At 65.9% G+C, this 15,437-nt stretch carries 16 protein-coding genes and 1 riboswitch; of the genes, 9 read left to right on the forward strand and 7 right to left on the reverse strand.

Going from position 1 to position 15,437, the window contains the following annotated elements:
* The first annotated feature begins 18 nt into the window (after positions 1–18).
* Together JQ616_RS36550 and JQ616_RS36555 are read left to right on the forward strand one after the other, a co-directional pair.
* On the forward strand, positions 19–753 hold the full coding sequence (locus JQ616_RS36550; RefSeq protein WP_212023021.1) for a glutathione binding-like protein: 735 nt from the start codon (positions 19–21) through the stop codon (positions 751–753).
* 1 nt (position 754) lies between these two features.
* Positions 755–2,026: a CaiB/BaiF CoA transferase family protein gene (locus JQ616_RS36555; protein WP_212023022.1), complete on the forward strand. Its 1,272-nt coding sequence runs from the start codon at positions 755–757 to the stop codon at positions 2,024–2,026.
* Between the two features lie 25 nt (positions 2,027–2,051).
* Here the strand turns inward: JQ616_RS36555 and JQ616_RS36560 are convergent, their stop codons facing one another.
* From JQ616_RS36560 to cobU, 5 genes are read right to left on the reverse strand one after another with little or no spacing between them, the layout of a single operon-like run.
* Positions 2,052–2,789 carry a CbtA family protein gene (locus JQ616_RS36560; protein WP_212023023.1) on the reverse strand — a complete coding sequence of 246 codons (738 nt, stop codon included), beginning with the start codon at positions 2,787–2,789 and terminating at the stop codon, positions 2,052–2,054.
* Between the two features lie 10 nt (positions 2,790–2,799).
* Complete coding sequence (locus tag JQ616_RS36565; RefSeq protein WP_212023024.1) at positions 2,800–2,997, reverse strand: CbtB domain-containing protein; 198 nt, start codon at positions 2,995–2,997, stop codon at positions 2,800–2,802.
* Positions 2,994–3,338, reverse strand: a complete 345-nt coding sequence (locus JQ616_RS36570; RefSeq protein ID WP_212023025.1) for a hypothetical protein — start codon at positions 3,336–3,338, stop codon at positions 2,994–2,996. Before JQ616_RS36570 ends, JQ616_RS36565 begins: the two co-directional genes overlap by 4 nt.
* Positions 3,316–3,948, reverse strand: coding sequence for a 5,6-dimethylbenzimidazole synthase (gene bluB / locus JQ616_RS36575; protein ID WP_212023127.1), 633 nt, complete (start codon positions 3,946–3,948; stop codon positions 3,316–3,318). The genes JQ616_RS36570 and bluB overlap by 23 nt, the downstream gene beginning before the upstream one ends.
* A 47-nt stretch (positions 3,949–3,995) precedes the next feature.
* On the reverse strand, positions 3,996–4,499 hold the full coding sequence (cobU, locus tag JQ616_RS36580; protein ID WP_212023026.1) for a bifunctional adenosylcobinamide kinase/adenosylcobinamide-phosphate guanylyltransferase: 504 nt from the start codon (positions 4,497–4,499) through the stop codon (positions 3,996–3,998).
* A 127-nt stretch (positions 4,500–4,626) separates the two neighbouring features.
* On the opposite strand from cobU, the gene cbiB reads away from it, so the two are divergent.
* Together cbiB and cobD are read left to right on the forward strand one after the other, a co-directional pair.
* The gene (gene cbiB, locus JQ616_RS36585) at positions 4,627–5,568 is read left to right on the forward strand and encodes an adenosylcobinamide-phosphate synthase CbiB (protein WP_349630098.1); all 942 of its coding nucleotides are present in this window, start codon (positions 4,627–4,629) and stop codon (positions 5,566–5,568) included.
* Positions 5,569–5,577: 9 nt separating this feature from the next.
* Entirely contained in the window at positions 5,578–6,543 is a 966-nt protein-coding gene (gene cobD, locus JQ616_RS36590) for a threonine-phosphate decarboxylase CobD (protein ID WP_212023027.1), read from the forward strand.
* On the opposite strand, the gene JQ616_RS36595 is transcribed toward cobD, so the two are convergent.
* The gene (locus JQ616_RS36595; protein WP_212023028.1) at positions 6,540–7,988 is read right to left on the reverse strand and encodes a cobyric acid synthase; all 1,449 of its coding nucleotides are present in this window, start codon (positions 7,986–7,988) and stop codon (positions 6,540–6,542) included. The genes cobD and JQ616_RS36595 overlap by 4 nt on opposite strands.
* A gap of 11 nt (positions 7,989–7,999) precedes the next feature.
* Positions 8,000–8,653: a cob(I)yrinic acid a,c-diamide adenosyltransferase gene (gene cobO / locus JQ616_RS36600; RefSeq protein WP_212023029.1), complete on the reverse strand. Its 654-nt coding sequence runs from the start codon at positions 8,651–8,653 to the stop codon at positions 8,000–8,002.
* Between the two features lie 36 nt (positions 8,654–8,689).
* A riboswitch (cobalamin riboswitch) is annotated at positions 8,690–8,900 on the forward strand.
* Positions 8,901–8,993: 93 nt separating this feature from the next.
* Between cobO and JQ616_RS36605 the strand changes: the two genes are divergently transcribed.
* Genes JQ616_RS36605 through JQ616_RS36625 form a run of 5 tightly spaced genes read left to right on the forward strand, consistent with a single transcriptional unit; the run spans position 8,994 to position 15,436 of the window.
* Positions 8,994–9,368 carry a DUF1636 family protein gene (locus tag JQ616_RS36605; protein ID WP_212023030.1) on the forward strand — a complete coding sequence of 125 codons (375 nt, stop codon included), beginning with the start codon at positions 8,994–8,996 and terminating at the stop codon, positions 9,366–9,368.
* Positions 9,365–10,399 carry a cobalamin biosynthesis protein CobW gene (gene cobW, locus JQ616_RS36610; protein ID WP_212023031.1) on the forward strand — a complete coding sequence of 345 codons (1,035 nt, stop codon included), beginning with the start codon at positions 9,365–9,367 and terminating at the stop codon, positions 10,397–10,399. Before JQ616_RS36605 ends, cobW begins: the two co-directional genes overlap by 4 nt.
* On the forward strand, positions 10,399–13,647 hold the full coding sequence (gene cobN, locus JQ616_RS36615) for a cobaltochelatase subunit CobN (RefSeq protein ID WP_212023032.1): 3,249 nt from the start codon (positions 10,399–10,401) through the stop codon (positions 13,645–13,647). The genes cobW and cobN overlap by 1 nt, the downstream gene beginning before the upstream one ends.
* The gene (gene cobG, locus JQ616_RS36620; RefSeq protein ID WP_212023033.1) at positions 13,644–14,807 is read left to right on the forward strand and encodes a precorrin-3B synthase; all 1,164 of its coding nucleotides are present in this window, start codon (positions 13,644–13,646) and stop codon (positions 14,805–14,807) included. The genes cobN and cobG overlap by 4 nt, the downstream gene beginning before the upstream one ends.
* Complete coding sequence (locus JQ616_RS36625; RefSeq protein ID WP_212023034.1) at positions 14,807–15,436, forward strand: precorrin-8X methylmutase; 630 nt, start codon at positions 14,807–14,809, stop codon at positions 15,434–15,436. Before cobG ends, JQ616_RS36625 begins: the two co-directional genes overlap by 1 nt.
* Position 15,437 lies beyond the last annotated feature (1 nt).

Raw genomic sequence — 15,437 nt, forward strand, 5'->3', positions numbered from 1 at the left:
GCCGTGTCGGAGGCTCCGATGATCGACCTTCATTTCGCGCCGACACCGAACGGCTGGAAGATCTCGATCATGCTCGAGGAATGCGGGCTGCCGTACACCGTCGTGCCCGTCAACATCACGCGCGGTGACCAGTTCAAGTCCGAATTCCGGACGCTCAATCCCAATGGCCGGATTCCTGTCATCGTCGACCGGGATCCGCCTGGCGGTGGAGCGCCGCTGACGATCTTCGAATCGGGAGCGATCCTGCTCTACCTCGCGGAGAAGGCCGGCCGGTTCATGCCACGTGACCTCCATGGCCGCACCAGCGTGCAGCAATGGCTGATGTGGCAGATGAGCGCGCTCGGGCCGATGCTCGGCCAGAACGGGCACTTCTCGCTCTATGCGCCGACCAGGATTCCCTACGCGGTCGAACGCTACAACAACGAGGCGCGTCGTCTCTACGGCGTGCTCAACGATCGACTGGGCGAGAGCGGTTATGTTGCGGGCGAGGAGTATTCGGTCGCCGACATCGCCTGCTTTCCGTGGGTGATGACCCACAAGGCGCAGGGCTTCACGCTCGACGACTTCCCGGAAGTCAGGCGCTGGTTTGCCGAGCTGCGCGCACGGCCGCCGCTTCAGAAGGGGCTGGCCGTCGGGCGGCGCGCGATACGCAAGACGCTCGACGAGCAGGCGCGCAGCAATCTGTTTGGAACGAGACCGGCAGGCGGAGACGCGGCTGCCGGAACGCTTCGATCACAACACTTGGACAATTGAGATGACCCTGCCTCCGAAAATGCTGACCGGCTATCGCGTGCTCGATATCACCCAGTTCGTCGCCGGTCCGACCTGCACGCGTCTGCTGGCCGAGGCCGGTGCTGACGTGATCAAGATCGAGCTCGCGCCATTCGGCGATCGGTCGCGCTTCCAGGGCCTGAAGCCGCGCGATCCCGCCTACAAGAACACGTCGCAGAGCACGTATTTCTTTCAGCAGAACCATTCGAAGCGCAGCCTCGCGCTCGACTTCAAGCATGAGAAGAGCCGCCAGATCCTGACCGGGCTTGCAGCGAAGGCCGACGTTTTGGTGGAGAACTTCACCCCGGGTGTGATGGCGCGCGCCGGGCTCGGCTATGAGACGCTCAAGGCCATCAATCCGCGGCTGATCATGTGCTCGATCTCCTTTGCGGGACAGACCGGTCCTCTGAGCGACAAGCCCGGCTTCGACTACATCGCCCAGGCTTTCGCGGGCATCACCGGGGTGATCGGCGAACCCGACGGCAAGCCGGCGCAGGTGCCGGTTGCGATCGGAGATGCCTCGACCGGCGTTGCCGCGGCGATGGCGATAGCCTTTGCGTTGCTTCACCGCGAGCGGACCGGAGAGGGGCAGTTCATCGAATCGACGCTGCTCGACACCTACTTCCATATGCATGAGGCCAACGTGCCGAAGGTTTCGCTGCGCGGGGACAGCTTTGTGCCGCAGCGGGAAGGCTCGTTGCATCCGAACGGCGGCCCGGTCGGCGTGTTCGACTGCGGACGCGACGAGTTTCTGGTGATCTGTGCGCTGGCGCATCAGTGGCCGCAAATGGTCCGCGCGCTGGGGCGGCCGGAGCTCGAGAAGGATCCGCGGTTCGAGTCCGCACGCGCCCGGGCCGACAACAGGGTGTTGGTAGGGGAGATCGTCGAAGCCTGGCTCAAGACTTTCCCGTCGCGCGCGGCGGCGATCGCCGCGCTGGAGCAGGAGAGGATTCCCTGCGCTCCGGTGCTGACCCTGAATGACGCCATGGCCCAGCCGCATCTGATCGAGCGCGGCACGGTCCGCCATGTCAGCGATCCGCAGATCGGAAAGTTTGCCATACCCGGCGCGCCGATGCGCTTCTCGGAATGGCCGCAGCGCTCCGACCTGAGGGCGGACCTGCTCGGCGAGCACAATGAGGCGATCCTGGGCGAACTCGGGCTGTCCGAGCAGGAGATCGACCAGCTCTATTCGGAGAAGGTGCTGGTGCAGGACAAGGAGTTGCGAGCCGGCAAGCAGCTTAGGCGGGCGAGCTGAGCGGCGTCATTTTCAGACCGCGCCGTCACGCCGATGCAGGCCGATCAAAATACGCGAAGGCGGCACTGGTCAGGCTGCCCAGCAGCGACCAGAACACCAGGCTGGTCAGCGTGACCGCGACCACGAACTGGTGCGACAGCGACGAGGGCACGTTGGTCTCGACATGCTCGAGCTCGGGCGCGCCGATCACATGCGGTAGCATGATCAGGACCACGCCGGCGATGGCGGCGGGTGCCGAGCGCCGGAAAACGATCAGTCCGAGGCCGGCTGAGGTCGCCAGCACTGCCGTCGTCCACCAGATCTGGCGCGAGAGCAGCGGCGCGGCGGGAACCCCCGGCAGTTCAGGCGGCAGCCCAAGGCCCGGAGCGATGGTGAAGACGGCAAAACCTGCAAGGCCCCACATCAGGCCTTCGTGCCAGGAGATCGCCTCGCCGGTAGCGCCGCTGCGAACCGAAAAGAAGCCGCAGAGCAGCAGCGCAAAGCCGATCGCGGTCAGGATGTTCGCGCCTGCCGTATAGAGATTGCGCTCCAGCCCGTCCTTCGGCTCCCAGGCTTCCGCAGCATGCGCAGCGTCTGCATGATCGTGCACGAGTGTCACCTGCGGCGGCGCTGAGGCTTCGTGCTTGTGTTCGGCCGCCTTCTCATAGACCTCGGCCCTGAGGATCAGGGGCACGGTGCCGAACTGCTGGACCGCGGTGACGATCAGGCCAACGATGAATCCGGCGATGACCGACGCGAAGACGATCGAGCGAAACGTGCTCATACCGACCGGGTTAGTGGCAGGGGAAGGCGTTGGAATGGCGCACGTCGTGCGCGGCGTTGTGGATCACGTCGATATGCGAGAAGCCGACCACGCCGACGATGAACAGGCCGAGCGTCATCGCCATCAGAGACTGGGCAAGCCGTCCGACCTGTCGGGTCGCAACCGGCAGATGCGTGAGCTGGGTTTGCGCGGTCTGGGACTGGCTCATGGTCGTTCTCCACATTCGATTTGGTCGGCTTCTAGCAGCTTTCGGGCGATGTCGCGACTGGTAAGATGCAGATTTGTTCCAACAGGGATACGCTTGTGCAGAATTTTCGTGGTTGCCGCGCTCCTGAACGCATCTTGAAACCGCGCGAAATAGCCGAGGCAGGCATCCGGCGTCGGGACGGCGCCGAGCAGCGTCCGAAAGGCGCCGCGATGCACCGCGCAGATCGCATTGTGCTCCGGGAGCGGAAAAATCAGCGAGGCGATGTCAGCGCGCCAGTGGACGCCGCCGATCGCAGCGGGGCCGCCGGCCACGGATTCGTCAGCGCCGGATGGTGAATTCATCCGGACCTCGCCGCGATTCCCACTTGGCCTGCTCGAGCTCCGGACGGTCGCACTCGGCCTGGGGGTAACCGATGCAGAGATAGCCGATGAATTTCCAGGCGGCCGGTATCTCCAGGATCTCGTGGATGCGGGGCGGATTGAGGATCGAGACCCAGCCGATCCCGATGCCTTCGGCGCGCGCGGCAAGCCACATCGAGCAGATCGCCGCCACGACGGAGTATTCTGAGGTCTCCGGCATCGTCGCGCGGCCGAGGCCGGAGCCGATCTGATCGGTCTTCTCGGCGAACACGGCGAGGTGGCCGGGCGCCTCTTCAAGGCCTGATAATTTCAACGCGGCATATTTGGCAGCGCGCTCACCGGAGTAGGACCGCAGCGCATCGGCGTTGCAGGCCTTGAAGTCTTCGATCACGGCGCTGCGCCGTGCCGCATCGTCGACAATGACGAACCGCCAGGGTTGGCTCAACCCGACCGACGGCGACAGGCAGGCGATCTCGATCAGCCGCTCGATCGTGCCATCCGGCAGCGGATCGCTCCGGAAGCGCCGCACGTCGCGCCGCCACACGAACAGCTCGTGCAATTGGCGGCGAAACGTGTCGTCGAATGAGATCATTGTGGAGCCCTTGGCTGGTTCGATCTCGGAGTTCATTTTAAGCTTCACTACTTAAGCTTCATGGGCAGGCCCGCAACGACGAACTCGACCTCGTCGGCCACAGCGGCGATGGTCTGATTCATCAAGCCGGCGGCATCGCGAAAAGTCCGCGCCAGTGCATTGTCAGGCACGATGCCGAGGCCGACCTCATTGGTGACAAAAATGACCGGGCTGCGCTGATGCTGTAGCGCATCCGCCAGCCGCGCGATTTCCTGCGACCAGTCGCGCTCCGCATGCAGCAAATTGGACAGCCACAGCGTCAGGCAATCGACCAGCCGTGCACCGCCTCCATCTGTCTCAGAAAGTGCCTCCACCAGATCGAGTGGCACCTCGCGCTCAACCCAGTCATTGCCACGCCGTGCGCGATGCTTTGAAATCCGCTCATCCATTTCCGCATCGAGTGCTTCGGCGGTGGCGACGTAGACCGGCTGCCCCGGAAAGCTCCGCGCACGAAGTTCGGCGCGCCGGCTTTTGCCGGAGCGTGCTCCACCCGTGATCAGAATGACGGCCATATGATCTCCTGTTACATCCGCTCTAACCACCAATCGCGGTGAAACACAAAGCCGAAATCCGCCTCGGAGGGCTTGCACTTGGTCCGCGTCTTGCGCATCAGGGGGATCGCGGTAAGGAGCGGTTGAAGTGGGATTTGCGGGAGCGATGGCGGTGGCGATGGCCGTGGACGCCTTGATTGGCTGGCCGTCCGCGTTGTTTGCCCGTATCGGGCATCCCGTGACCTGGCTCGGCCGGCTGATCCATTCCCTTGACTGTGCCTGGAACCGGGACGCTGATGCGCCAGCGCTTCGCCGCGTGGCCGGTGTTGCGGCCGCCATCCTCGTGATCGCGATGACGGCGGCGATCGGTTGGGCTGTGCAGTCTTTGCTCCCATCTGGATGGGTTCACGTCGTCCTTGTCGGTGTCCTGGCGGGGCCGCTGGTGGCGCTGCGCTCGCTGGATGACCACGTCGCCGCGGTGGCCGATCCGCTTGCCTCCGGCGACATCGCAGCCGCACGTCTGGCAGTCGCGCAGATCGTCGGCCGCGATCCGGCGACGCTTGACGACGCCGGCATCGCGCGCGCGACCATCGAGAGCCTCGCCGAGAATGCCTCCGACGGCATCGTCGCGCCGGTGTTCTGGGGCGCGCTGTTCGGCCTGCCGGGGATTCTCGGCTACAAGGCGATCAACACGCTGGACTCGATGATCGGGCATCGCAGCGAGCGGCACGAAGCCTTCGGCTGGGCCGCCGCCCGGATCGACGATCTCGCCAATCTCGTTCCGGCGCGGCTGAGTGGGCTCTTGTTCGTGCTGCTCGCTCCAAACCGTTCGCAGGCGTGGGCGTGTATGCTGCGCGATGCGCATCGGCATCGCTCGCCGAATGCCGGCTGGCCGGAAGCGGCGATGGCCGGCGCGCTCGGTGTGCGGCTCAGCGGTCCCCGGATCTATCACGGCCACATCGCGGATGAGCCCTGGCTGAATGAGGGGGCGCGTGATCCGCTTGCCACCGACATTTTCGCGGGGCTGAAGCTCTATCGCCGCGCGATGATGCTGCTGTGCGGGGTGTTCGTCGCCCTCGCATTGCTGTAAGAGCGGCGCATGCGAGAGCACGGCGGAAATCTTGACGTCGCCCGGCAGCGCTTCGGCGGGGCTGCGGAAGACTGGATTGATCTCTCGACCGGGATCAACCGGGTGCCTTATCCTCTGGTCGATGTCGAGCCGCGGCAATGGAGCGCGCTGCCGTCGCGATCCGAGATCGAAACGCTGCACGCCGCCGCGCGTCAGGCCTATGGCACCGAGGCGCCGATCGTGGCGATCGGCGGTGCGCAGGCCGCCATTCAGTTGCTGCCGCGTCTGGCGCCGCGCGGGCGAGCGCGCATCCTGGCGCCGACTTATAATGAATATGCCGGGGTATTGTCGGCCGCCGGTTGGGACGTCAGTGAGGTACCCGATCTTTCCGCGCTTGCGGGCGCGGACATTGCCGTCGTCGTCAACCCGAACAATCCCGATGGACAGCGCCATGACCGGAGCGAACTGCTTGCGCTGCTGCCACGCGTCGGCCGGCTCGTGATCGACGAGAGTTTCGCCGATGCCGTACCCGGCATCTCGCTCGCGTCGGAAGCGGGACAGCCGGGACTCCTGATCCTGCGCTCATTCGGCAAATTCTACGGGCTGGCGGGCCTGCGGCTCGGCTTCGCCGCCGGCGGCGAGGCCGACATCACCGTGCTTGCCGCGATGGTAGGCCCATGGCCGGTTTCGGGCGCCGCAATCGCGATCGGACGGCGGGCTTTGCTCGATCAGGACTGGGCCAAGGCGACTGCTGCACGTCTGGCGGAGGACTGCGTCAGGCTCGATACAGAGGCGAGCGTGCAGGGCTGGACGCTGGTCGGCGGCACGCCGCTGTTTCGTCTCTACGACGTCGGCGATGCGCTGGCTGCGCAGGAGAAACTGGCCCGTGCGCAGATCTGGTCGCGGGTCTTCCAGCAAATGCCGGGCTGGCTGCGCTTGGGCTTGCCGGGCAGCGAGACCGAGTGGTCGCGGCTTTCCGCCGCATTGGCCGTCTAGCGCGCCAACGCGAGCAGACCTTCGACATCAAGATGGGCCTCGATGTGCTCGGCCAACGCGTCGAGCGCGCTCTCGACCCTGGCGCCGTAAAGCTGATCCGCCGCGGCGATGTCGAGCTGCGCAAGGAATGCCCTGCGGAAATCGTCCGAGGTGAACAGGCCGTGTAGATAGCTGCCGTGAACCCGCCCATCGGCAGAAACAGCGCCTTCAGCCACGCCGTCAAGCAATGAAAAAGGCCGTGCGCGATCCGCCCCATCGGTGCGCCCGATATGGATCTCGTAGGCGCTGATCGGCTGGCGGGTCGCAGCATGTACCGCGCTGACGCGGGTCAGCGTCTTCTGTTCGGTCATGGTGGTCGTGACATCGAGCAGTCCAAGCCCGCGCGTTTCGCCGGCGGGTCCCTCGATCCCATCAGGATCGGCGACGGTCTGCCCAAGCATCTGATAGCCGCCGCACAGACCCAGCACATGGCCGCCGCGGCGATGATGCGCCAGCAGATCGATGTCCCAGCCTTGCGCGCGCAGGAAGGCGAGGTCGCCGCGGGTCGATTTCGAGCCGGGCAGGATGACGAGCCTCGCATCGCCGGGGATGGCTTCGCCCGGCCGCACCATCACGAGATCGACGCCGGGTTCGAGCTTGAGCGGATCGAGATCATCGAAATTGGCGATCCGCGACAGCGCCAGGAAGGCGATCTTGCATTGGCCGGGCCTGCGCGCCTCGCCGAGCCCGAGCGCGTCTTCGGCCGGAAGCTCGCCGGCGCGGGCAAACCACGGCAGCACGCCAAAGCCGCGCCAGGCGGTTCGCTCTTCGATCATGCGGTAGCCGTCGTCGAACAGCGAGGGATCGCCGCGGAATTTGTTGATGACAAAGCCCTGGATCATCGCGGCATCATCGGGATCGATCACCGTCTTGATGCCGACGAGCTGAGCGATCACGCCGCCGCGGTCGATGTCGCCGACCAGAACCACGGGGACGTCGGCTTTGCGCGCGAAGCCCATATTGGCGATATCGGACTTGCGTAGATTGACCTCGGCCGGGCTGCCGGCGCCTTCGACCAGCACCAGATCGGCGCGCGCCTTCAGCCGTCCAAAACTCTCGAGCACTGCGCCCATCAACGAAGGCTTCATGCCGGCATATTCCCGTGCGCGTGCGGTCGCGATCCGCTTGCCGTGTACGATGACCTGGGCGCCGACATCGGTCTCGGGCTTCAGCAGCACCGGGTTCATATCGGTGTGCGGCTCGACGCCGGCGGCGAGCGCTTGCAGTGCCTGCGCGCGTCCGATCTCGCCGCCGTCGACGGTCACCGCGGCGTTGTTCGACATGTTCTGCGGCTTGAACGGCAGCACGCGGAGGCCGCGTCGCGTGGCGGCGCGTGCGAGGCCGGCGACGATGAGCGACTTGCCCACGTCCGAGCCGGCTCCCTGGATCATCAACGCGCGCGCCATGGTGCTGCCTGTCAGAATTCGACGCCCGGCTGCGCCTTGATGCCGGAGCGGAACGGATGCTTCACCAGCGTCATCTCGGTGACGAGATCGGCGATCTCGATCAACTCGTCCTTGGCGTTGCGCCCGGTGAGCACGACATGCGTCATCGGCGGCTTCGACGTGGTCAGGAAGTCGACGACATCGGCGATATCAAGATAATCGTAACGCAGCGCGATGTTGATCTCGTCGAGCACCACCATGCGCAGGCTCGGATCTGCGATCAGCTGCTTGGCCTTTTCCCAGCCGGCTTGAGCTGCCGCGATGTCGCGGGCGCGATCCTGCGTCTCCCAGGTAAAACCTTCGCCCATCGCGTGGAATTGACACAGATCGCCGAAATGCCCGGTGAGCAGGCGGCGCTCGCCGGTATCCCAGGCGCCCTTGATGAACTGCACCACGGCGCAGGGAAAGCCGTGCGCCACGCAGCGAACGATCATGCCGAAGGCGGAGGAGGATTTTCCCTTGCCGGCGCCGGTATGAACGATGATCAGGCCCTTTTCGCCGCTCTTGGTCGCCATGATCTTGTCGCGGGCAGCCTTCTTTTTCGCCATCTTGTCCGCGTGACGCGCATCCAGCGAAACCTCGCTGCTGGCGACCTCGTCTTTGGCCCCGTTTCCTTCAGACGTCATGACGTTCCTTCGGCTTGACAAGTTCGAGCCGCGGACGAATGGTGGGCCCGCGTTGGTTCCTGTCCTATGACAGGCGAAGAGGGAATGCGATAGGGCTCAACTCGGGCCTGAAAAGCAGCCGCCCCCGCGACCGTGACCGGAGAGATGCCCAAAGCCACTGATTCCCCAAGGGGATCGGGAAGGCGGGGATCGAAGGGAGAAATCCTGCTCCGCAAGCCGGGAGACCTGCCAACGCAGCAAAGTTGAGACCGGCGGACGGGGTGTTCCGCGACGGGGAACGAGCCTGTCCACTTCAGGTTCGTGTGCCTCATCGCTTCCCGCAGTCAATCCAGGAAGGGCGATGAGCGTTACACTTCATGTCTGCATCACTTGCCGCGCCGGCCAGACGCTGGCCGAAGGCGAGACCGCGCCGGGCGCACGCCTGCATGCCGCGCTTGTCGAAGCCGGTGTGCCCGATGACGTCAATCTGGTTCCGGTCGAGTGCCTGTCGGCCTGTAGCCAGGGTTGCTCGGTCGCACTCAGCGCGCCGGGGCGGTGGTCCTATGTCTATGGCCGCCTCTCCGAAGCCAATGCCAGGGATGTGATCGCCGGAGCGGCCGCCTATGCGTCGGCACCCGACGGCATCGTGCCGTGGCGCAGCCGTCCTGAAATCTTCCGCAAGCAATCGCTTGCGCGCATTCCACCACTTCCCGTCGCGCCGGAGGCCGCTGAATGACCACGCTCGCCAAGGTTCCGGTCACTGTCGTGACCGGCTTTCTCGGATCCGGCAAGACGACGCTGATCCAGCATCTGATCCGCAATGCCAATGGCAAGAAGCTCGCGGTGCTGGTGAATGAATTCGGCAGCGAAGGCGTCGACGGCGACATCCTGAAATCCTGCGCCGATGCCAATTGCCCGACCGAGAACATCGTCGAGCTCGCCAATGGCTGTATCTGCTGCACCGTCGCCGATGATTTCATCCCGGCGATGGAGCAATTGCTGGCGCGCCCGGTGAAGCCCGATCACATCGTGATCGAGACCTCTGGCCTTGCGCTGCCGAAGCCGCTCTTGAAAGCGTTCGACTGGCCGGAGATTCGTTCGCGGATCACGGTCGACGGCGTGATCGCGCTGGCCGACGCCGAGGCCGTTGCCGCCGGCCGCTTTGCGCCTGATGTGGACGCAGTGGACGCGCAACGCGCGGCGGACGACAGTCTCGACCACGAGACGCCGCTGTCCGAAGTGTTCGAGGACCAGATCGCCTGTGCCGATATCGTGCTGCTGACCAAGGCCGATCTCGCGGGGGCAGAGGGGATCAAGGCGGCGAAAGAGGTGATCGCGGCCGAGATGCCGCGCGAGGTGCCGATGCTGCCCATCGTCGATGGCGCGATCGATGCCCGTGTGATTCTCGGCCTCGAGGCGGCGGCGGAGAATGATCTCGCGGCGCGGCCGTCGCATCACGACGGCGAAGAGGAACACGAGCACGACGATTTCAATTCCGTGGTGATCGATCTTCCGGAGATCGTCGATATCGATGCATTGGTCGCCTCGATCAAGGGACTGGCGCGAGAGCAGAACGTGCTGCGTGCCAAGGGGTACATCGCGGTCGAGGGCAAGCCGATGCGGTTGCTGGTGCAATCTGTCGGCGAGCGGGTGCGGCATCAGTTCGACATGCCCTGGGGCGTGCGGCCGCGGCAGTCGAAGCTCGTCGTGATCGGTGAACACGGCGATATCGATGAAGCCGCAATCAGGGCGCGGCTTGGTGTCTGATGCACGTCGTTTTCCGCGAGAGCCGCGGCCTTGAGGAGACCGCGACACCAAGGGACATCGGCCAGGATCCGGCCGATCTCGTGGTGTTGTCGTTTTCCGACAGCGACCTCGCGGCGTTTGCGGCCGGCTGGCGACGCGGCCGCGCCGCGCTGCCGTCGCTGCGGCTCGCCAATCTCGCGGAGCTGCGCCACCCGCTCTCGGTCGACACCTATATCGAACGGACGCTGTCGCACGCCCGCGGCATCCTGATCCGGCTGATCGGGGGCGAACCCTATTGGTCATACGGGCTGGCCGCGGTGCACCGTCTCGCAAAGGAACGCGGCATCGCCTTGGTGGTGCTGCCGGCGGATGGCCGCGACGATTTGCGACTCGATGAATTTTCGACCCTGCCGGTCTCGGCGCTGCGTCGCCTGAAGGTGCTGTGCGACAAGGGCGGCCCCGTTGCCGCGCAGGCCGTGATGGCGCAACTGGCGCTGGCGTCCGGGCTCTATGCCGGACCAGTTGTCGGTGAGATCGACCTTCCCGAGATCGGCGCCTACGATTCCGTACGCGGTGCGGTCGCGGCACTGCCGGCTTCGGATGGCCGGCCGCTTGTACTGGTGACCTTCTATCGTTCGTATCTGGCGGCCGGTGACACGGCGCCGGTCGATGCACTGATCGATGCGTTGCGGGTGAAGGGATTCGATGCTCACGGCGTCTTTGTCACGTCGCTGAAGGCGGCTGGCGTCGCCGATTGGCTGCGTGCCCAGTTTGGGCAATGTGCCCCAGCCGCCATCGTTAATATGACTGCGTTCTCCGCGGCGGGTGACGACGGCACCACGCCGTTCGACGCGGCATCGTGCCCTGTATTCCAGGTCGCGCTGTCGACGGCGCGGCGCGAGGATTGGGCGGAGTCGCTGCGCGGCCTTTCGCCCGGCGATCTGGCGATGCATGTCGTGCTGCCGGAGGTCGACGGCCGGCTGTTCGCGGGCGTCGTGAGCTTCAAGTCGCCAGGCGAGCGCGATCCCGATCTGCAGTTCGCGCATCTGGCGCATCGGCCGGATGCCGAGCGCGTCGCAGCGATCGTTGCGCGCGTGGCGGCTTGGCATCGGCTTGCCAGCAAGCCGGCGCAGGACAAGCAGCTCGCGCTCGTGCTGTCGAACTATCCGGGGCGTCCGCACCAGATCGCGCATGCCGTTGGCCTCGATGCGCTTGCCTCCGTCGAGGCGTTGCTGGCTGATCTTGCGGCCGCGGGCTTTGATATCAAGCCGACGGCGTCGCTAGGCGATGCGCTCTTGCACCGGAAACTGGCCTGGGACGTGGCCGAGTATCGCGCGGCGATCTCCAGCCTTCCGCAGCAGCTTCAGGACGACCTCGCGCGCGCATGGGGCGTGCCGGAGGATGATGCCGATTGCCGCGACGGCGCATTTCACTTCGCCGCGATCGAGTGCGGCAAGTCCGTCATCGCCGTTCAGCCGGAGCGCGGCGACGCCGCTCACCGCGATGCCGATTATCACGATCTCTCGCGCACGCCGCGCCATGCCTATGTCGCGTTCTATCTGTGGCTCAGACAGCAACGCATCGATGCCATGGTCCACATGGGCGCGCATGGCACGCTGGAATGGCTGCCCGGCAAGTCCGTTGCGCTGTCATCGGCATGCTGGCCGGAGGCGCTGATCGGCGGTCTGCCCGTCATCTATCCCTTCATCGTCAACGATCCCGGCGAGGCGGCGCAGGCCAAGCGGCGGATCGGCGCGGTGACGATCGGCCATCTGCCGCCGCCGCTGGCGCAGGCCGCAGTGCCGGAAGGCTTGCGCGGGCTCGAGCGCTTGCTCGACGAATATTCCACCGCCGATGGTCTCGATCCGGCGCGGCGGCAGCGGCTGATTGCTGCGATTCGCGAGGAGGCGCGGATCGCCGGATTGGAAGATGATCTGGATCTCGCGGCATCGGTCTCGGCGGCTGAGGCCATTCCGCAGATCGATCGCTTCGTCTGCGATCTCAAGGAAAGCCAGTTCGGCGACGGCCTGCATGTGTTCGGGCAAGGCGCGTGCGGCGAGGCGGAGCGGGCAGCGTTGCGCGAGGCGCTTGCCGGCCGGCGTGTTGCGCCGGGACCGTCGGGTTCGCCCTATCGCGGGCGCAGCGACGTGCTGCCGACCGGGCGCAATCTGTTCGCCGTCGATCCGCGCGCGGTGCCGACGCCGTCGGCGCATGCGCAGGGTGTGAAACTCGCCGAAGAGCTGCTGCGCCGTCACTTGCAGGACTACGGCGACTGGCCGAAAGGACTCGTTGTCGACCTCTGGGGCTCGTCGACGATGCGTACCGCCGGCGAGGATTTCGCGATGGCCTTGCATCTCGCCGGCATCGCGCCGCGCTGGGATCACGGATCGGGCCGGGTGGTCGGCTACGACATCATTGCGCCGGCGGAGCTCGGCCGTCCCCGCATCGACGTGACGCTGCGCGTGTCAGGCCTATTCCGCGACGTGTTCTCGGGTCTGGCCCAGTTGTTCGAAGCTGCGACGGAGGCGTTGTCCGAGCGCACCGATGAGGGCGACGAGAATCCGTACCGGCAGCGTAGCTCACGCGTGTTCGGTCCTCGCCCCGGTCACTACGGCGCCGGCATTGCGTCGATCCCGGATGTGTTCACAGCGGAAGCGCGCGACGCGGCCGGCGAGGCCTGGCTGTCGGCATCGTCCTGGGCCATCGCGTCCGACGGTGAGATCCGGCCCGACCGCGCCGGCATCGAGGCCAGGCTCGCTGCTGCCGACAGCTTTGTTCATACCCAGGATTTGCCGGAGACCGATCTGCTGCTGGCGGCGGACTATGCCGCGCATGAAGCGGGCATTGCGGCCGCGGCCCGGCGGCTTGGCGCAAAAGCCCCGTCGCTTTATCACCTCGATGCGACGCGGCCGGATCAGCCGCATGCCCGTTCACTGACCGAAGAGATCTCGCGGGTGGTGCGCTCGCGCGCCGCCAATCCGGCGTGGATCGCCGGCATGATGCGCCATGGCTTCCGTGGTGCCGCCGAGATCGCCGCGACGCTGGAACACATGGCGGCGTTCGCGCATCTCGCCGGCGCGGTGCCGCCGCATCTTTTTGATCTCTATTACGACGCGACGCTCGGCAACGACGAGGTTCGTGCTTTCATGGCGCGCGAGAATTCGGCGGCGCTGGCTGCGATCGAGACCTGCTTCACCCGATTGCATGACGCCTCGCTCTGGCAGACGCGGCGCAATTCGATCGCGGTTGCGTTGCAGGAGGCCTCATGAGCGCGGTCGCGGTCAAGGGCTGGTGTCCCGGTGCGCTGCGGCCGATGCAGTCAGGCGATGGCCTCGTGCTGCGCATTCGCCCGCGCGGGGGACGGCTGGACGCAGCGCAGGCGGCCGGGATTGCAGAGCTGGCGGGGCAATACGGCAACGGCCTGATCGACCTGACCAGCCGCGCCAATCTGCAGATCCGCGGCGTCGGCGATGCAAGCTATCCGCCCTTGATCGATGGGCTCGCCGGGCTCGACTTGCTGGACCGGGACTCGGATACCGAGGCGCAGCGCAACTTGCTGGTGACGCCGTTCTGGACGACCGATGACGATACGCCCTCGCTTGCGGCCGAGCTTGAGCGTGCGCTCGCCGGCGCTTCGCTCGATCTTCCCACCAAGTTCGGCTTTGCAATTGATGATGGGAAGGAGCGCGTGCTCTCCGGCGCGTCGGCGGATATCCGGATCGAGCGAGATCGTAACGGAGGATTGCTGGTGCGCGCCGATGGCGCACAATTCGGCCTTTCCGTGACACGGAACGAGGCCGTGCAGGTGGCACTGGCGCTGGCTGAATGGTTCGTCGCCTCCGGCGGCGCTCAGGGCGAGAAGCGTCGGATGGCGGCTCATCTGACCGGCGGCGTGAGGTTGCCCGACTCGCTTCGTGGCGATGCCGAGCCCGTGGCCGGATCGCCAGAGCCTGCGCCGGGTCTCTATCCGACCGGTGCGATGATCGGTATTGCCTTCGGCCAAATGCCACACCAGACGCTCGGCCATCTCGCCACGAGGGCGCAAGCTCTTCGCCTGACGTCATGGCGGATGCTGCTGGCAGAGGGGATGCATGAGATGCCCCACGACGTGGACCTCGTCACTGATCCCGATGATCCGGCGCTGCGCGTGATCGCATGCAGCGGCGCTCCGCGCTGCCGCGAAGCGCATGCGGATACGCGTGCGTTAGCTTCGGCGCTCGCGCGGTATGTTCCACCCGATGCCCGACTTCACGTCTCCGGCTGCGCCAAGGGCTGTGCCCATTCCGGCTCTGCCGATGTCACCTTCGTTGCGTCACGCGAAGGCTTCGATCTGATTCGCCGCGGCACGACGCGGGATGTGCCGGCCATGCGAGGCCTGACCCATTCGTACCTCATCGCAAATCCCTCCGTGCTGATGGGAGGCCATTGATGCCGCACGTCTATGAGACCGACGGCGCGGCGATCTATCGCCAGTCCTTTGCCACGATCCGGTCCGAGGCCGACCTGGCGCGCTTCACGCCGGACGAAGAGCCGGTTGTGGTGCGCATGATCCATGCCGCGGGCATGGTGGGTCTGGAAGCGCATGTCCGCTTTACGTCCGGCATGGCCGCGCGCGCACGCGCCGCGTTGCAGAACGGCGCGCCGATCCTTTGCGACGCGCGCATGGTGTCGGAAGGGATTACGCGCGCGCGGCTGCCCGCAGACAATGCCGTGATCTGCACCCTCGGTGATGTCAGGATTCCCGCGCTCGCGCAGTCGATGCGCAACACGCGCTCGGCGGCCGCGCTCGAACTGTGGCGGCCGCATCTCGACGGTGCCATCGTCGCGATCGGCAACGCGCCGACGGCACTGTTCCATCTGCTCAACATGCTGGAGGATGCCCGCTGCCCACGGCCGGCGGCAATCATCGGCTGCCCGGTCGGTTTTGTCGGCGCGGCCGAATCCAAGGCGGCATTGATGGCTGAGCCGCCGGTGCCGGCGCTGACGGTCGAGGGACGGCTCGGCGGGTCGGCGATCACGGTGGCCGCGGTCAATGCGCTGGCGAGCCGGAGCGAATAGC

Origin of the sequence: Bradyrhizobium tropiciagri (assembly GCF_018130545.1) — a bacterium.
GTDB lineage: Bacteria > Pseudomonadota > Alphaproteobacteria > Rhizobiales > Xanthobacteraceae > Bradyrhizobium > Bradyrhizobium tropiciagri_A.

Coding starts and splice junctions, on each gene's coding strand:
- JQ616_RS36550 (WP_212023021.1), top strand. CDS start 19: ATGATCGACCTTCATTTCGCGCCGACACCGAACGGCTGGAAGATCTCG.
- JQ616_RS36555 (WP_212023022.1), top strand. CDS start 755: ATGACCCTGCCTCCGAAAATGCTGACCGGCTATCGCGTGCTCGATATC.
- JQ616_RS36560 (WP_212023023.1), bottom strand. CDS start 2,789: ATGAGCACGTTTCGCTCGATCGTCTTCGCGTCGGTCATCGCCGGATTC.
- JQ616_RS36565 (WP_212023024.1), bottom strand. CDS start 2,997: ATGAGCCAGTCCCAGACCGCGCAAACCCAGCTCACGCATCTGCCGGTT.
- JQ616_RS36570 (WP_212023025.1), bottom strand. CDS start 3,338: ATGAATTCACCATCCGGCGCTGACGAATCCGTGGCCGGCGGCCCCGCT.
- bluB (WP_212023127.1), bottom strand. CDS start 3,948: ATGATCTCATTCGACGACACGTTTCGCCGCCAATTGCACGAGCTGTTC.
- cobU (WP_212023026.1), bottom strand. CDS start 4,499: ATGGCCGTCATTCTGATCACGGGTGGAGCACGCTCCGGCAAAAGCCGG.
- cobD (WP_212023027.1), top strand. CDS start 5,578: ATGCGAGAGCACGGCGGAAATCTTGACGTCGCCCGGCAGCGCTTCGGC.
- JQ616_RS36595 (WP_212023028.1), bottom strand. CDS start 7,988: ATGGCGCGCGCGTTGATGATCCAGGGAGCCGGCTCGGACGTGGGCAAG.
- cobO (WP_212023029.1), bottom strand. CDS start 8,653: ATGACGTCTGAAGGAAACGGGGCCAAAGACGAGGTCGCCAGCAGCGAG.
- JQ616_RS36605 (WP_212023030.1), top strand. CDS start 8,994: ATGAGCGTTACACTTCATGTCTGCATCACTTGCCGCGCCGGCCAGACG.
- cobW (WP_212023031.1), top strand. CDS start 9,365: ATGACCACGCTCGCCAAGGTTCCGGTCACTGTCGTGACCGGCTTTCTC.
- cobN (WP_212023032.1), top strand. CDS start 10,399: ATGCACGTCGTTTTCCGCGAGAGCCGCGGCCTTGAGGAGACCGCGACA.
- cobG (WP_212023033.1), top strand. CDS start 13,644: ATGAGCGCGGTCGCGGTCAAGGGCTGGTGTCCCGGTGCGCTGCGGCCG.
- JQ616_RS36625 (WP_212023034.1), top strand. CDS start 14,807: ATGCCGCACGTCTATGAGACCGACGGCGCGGCGATCTATCGCCAGTCC.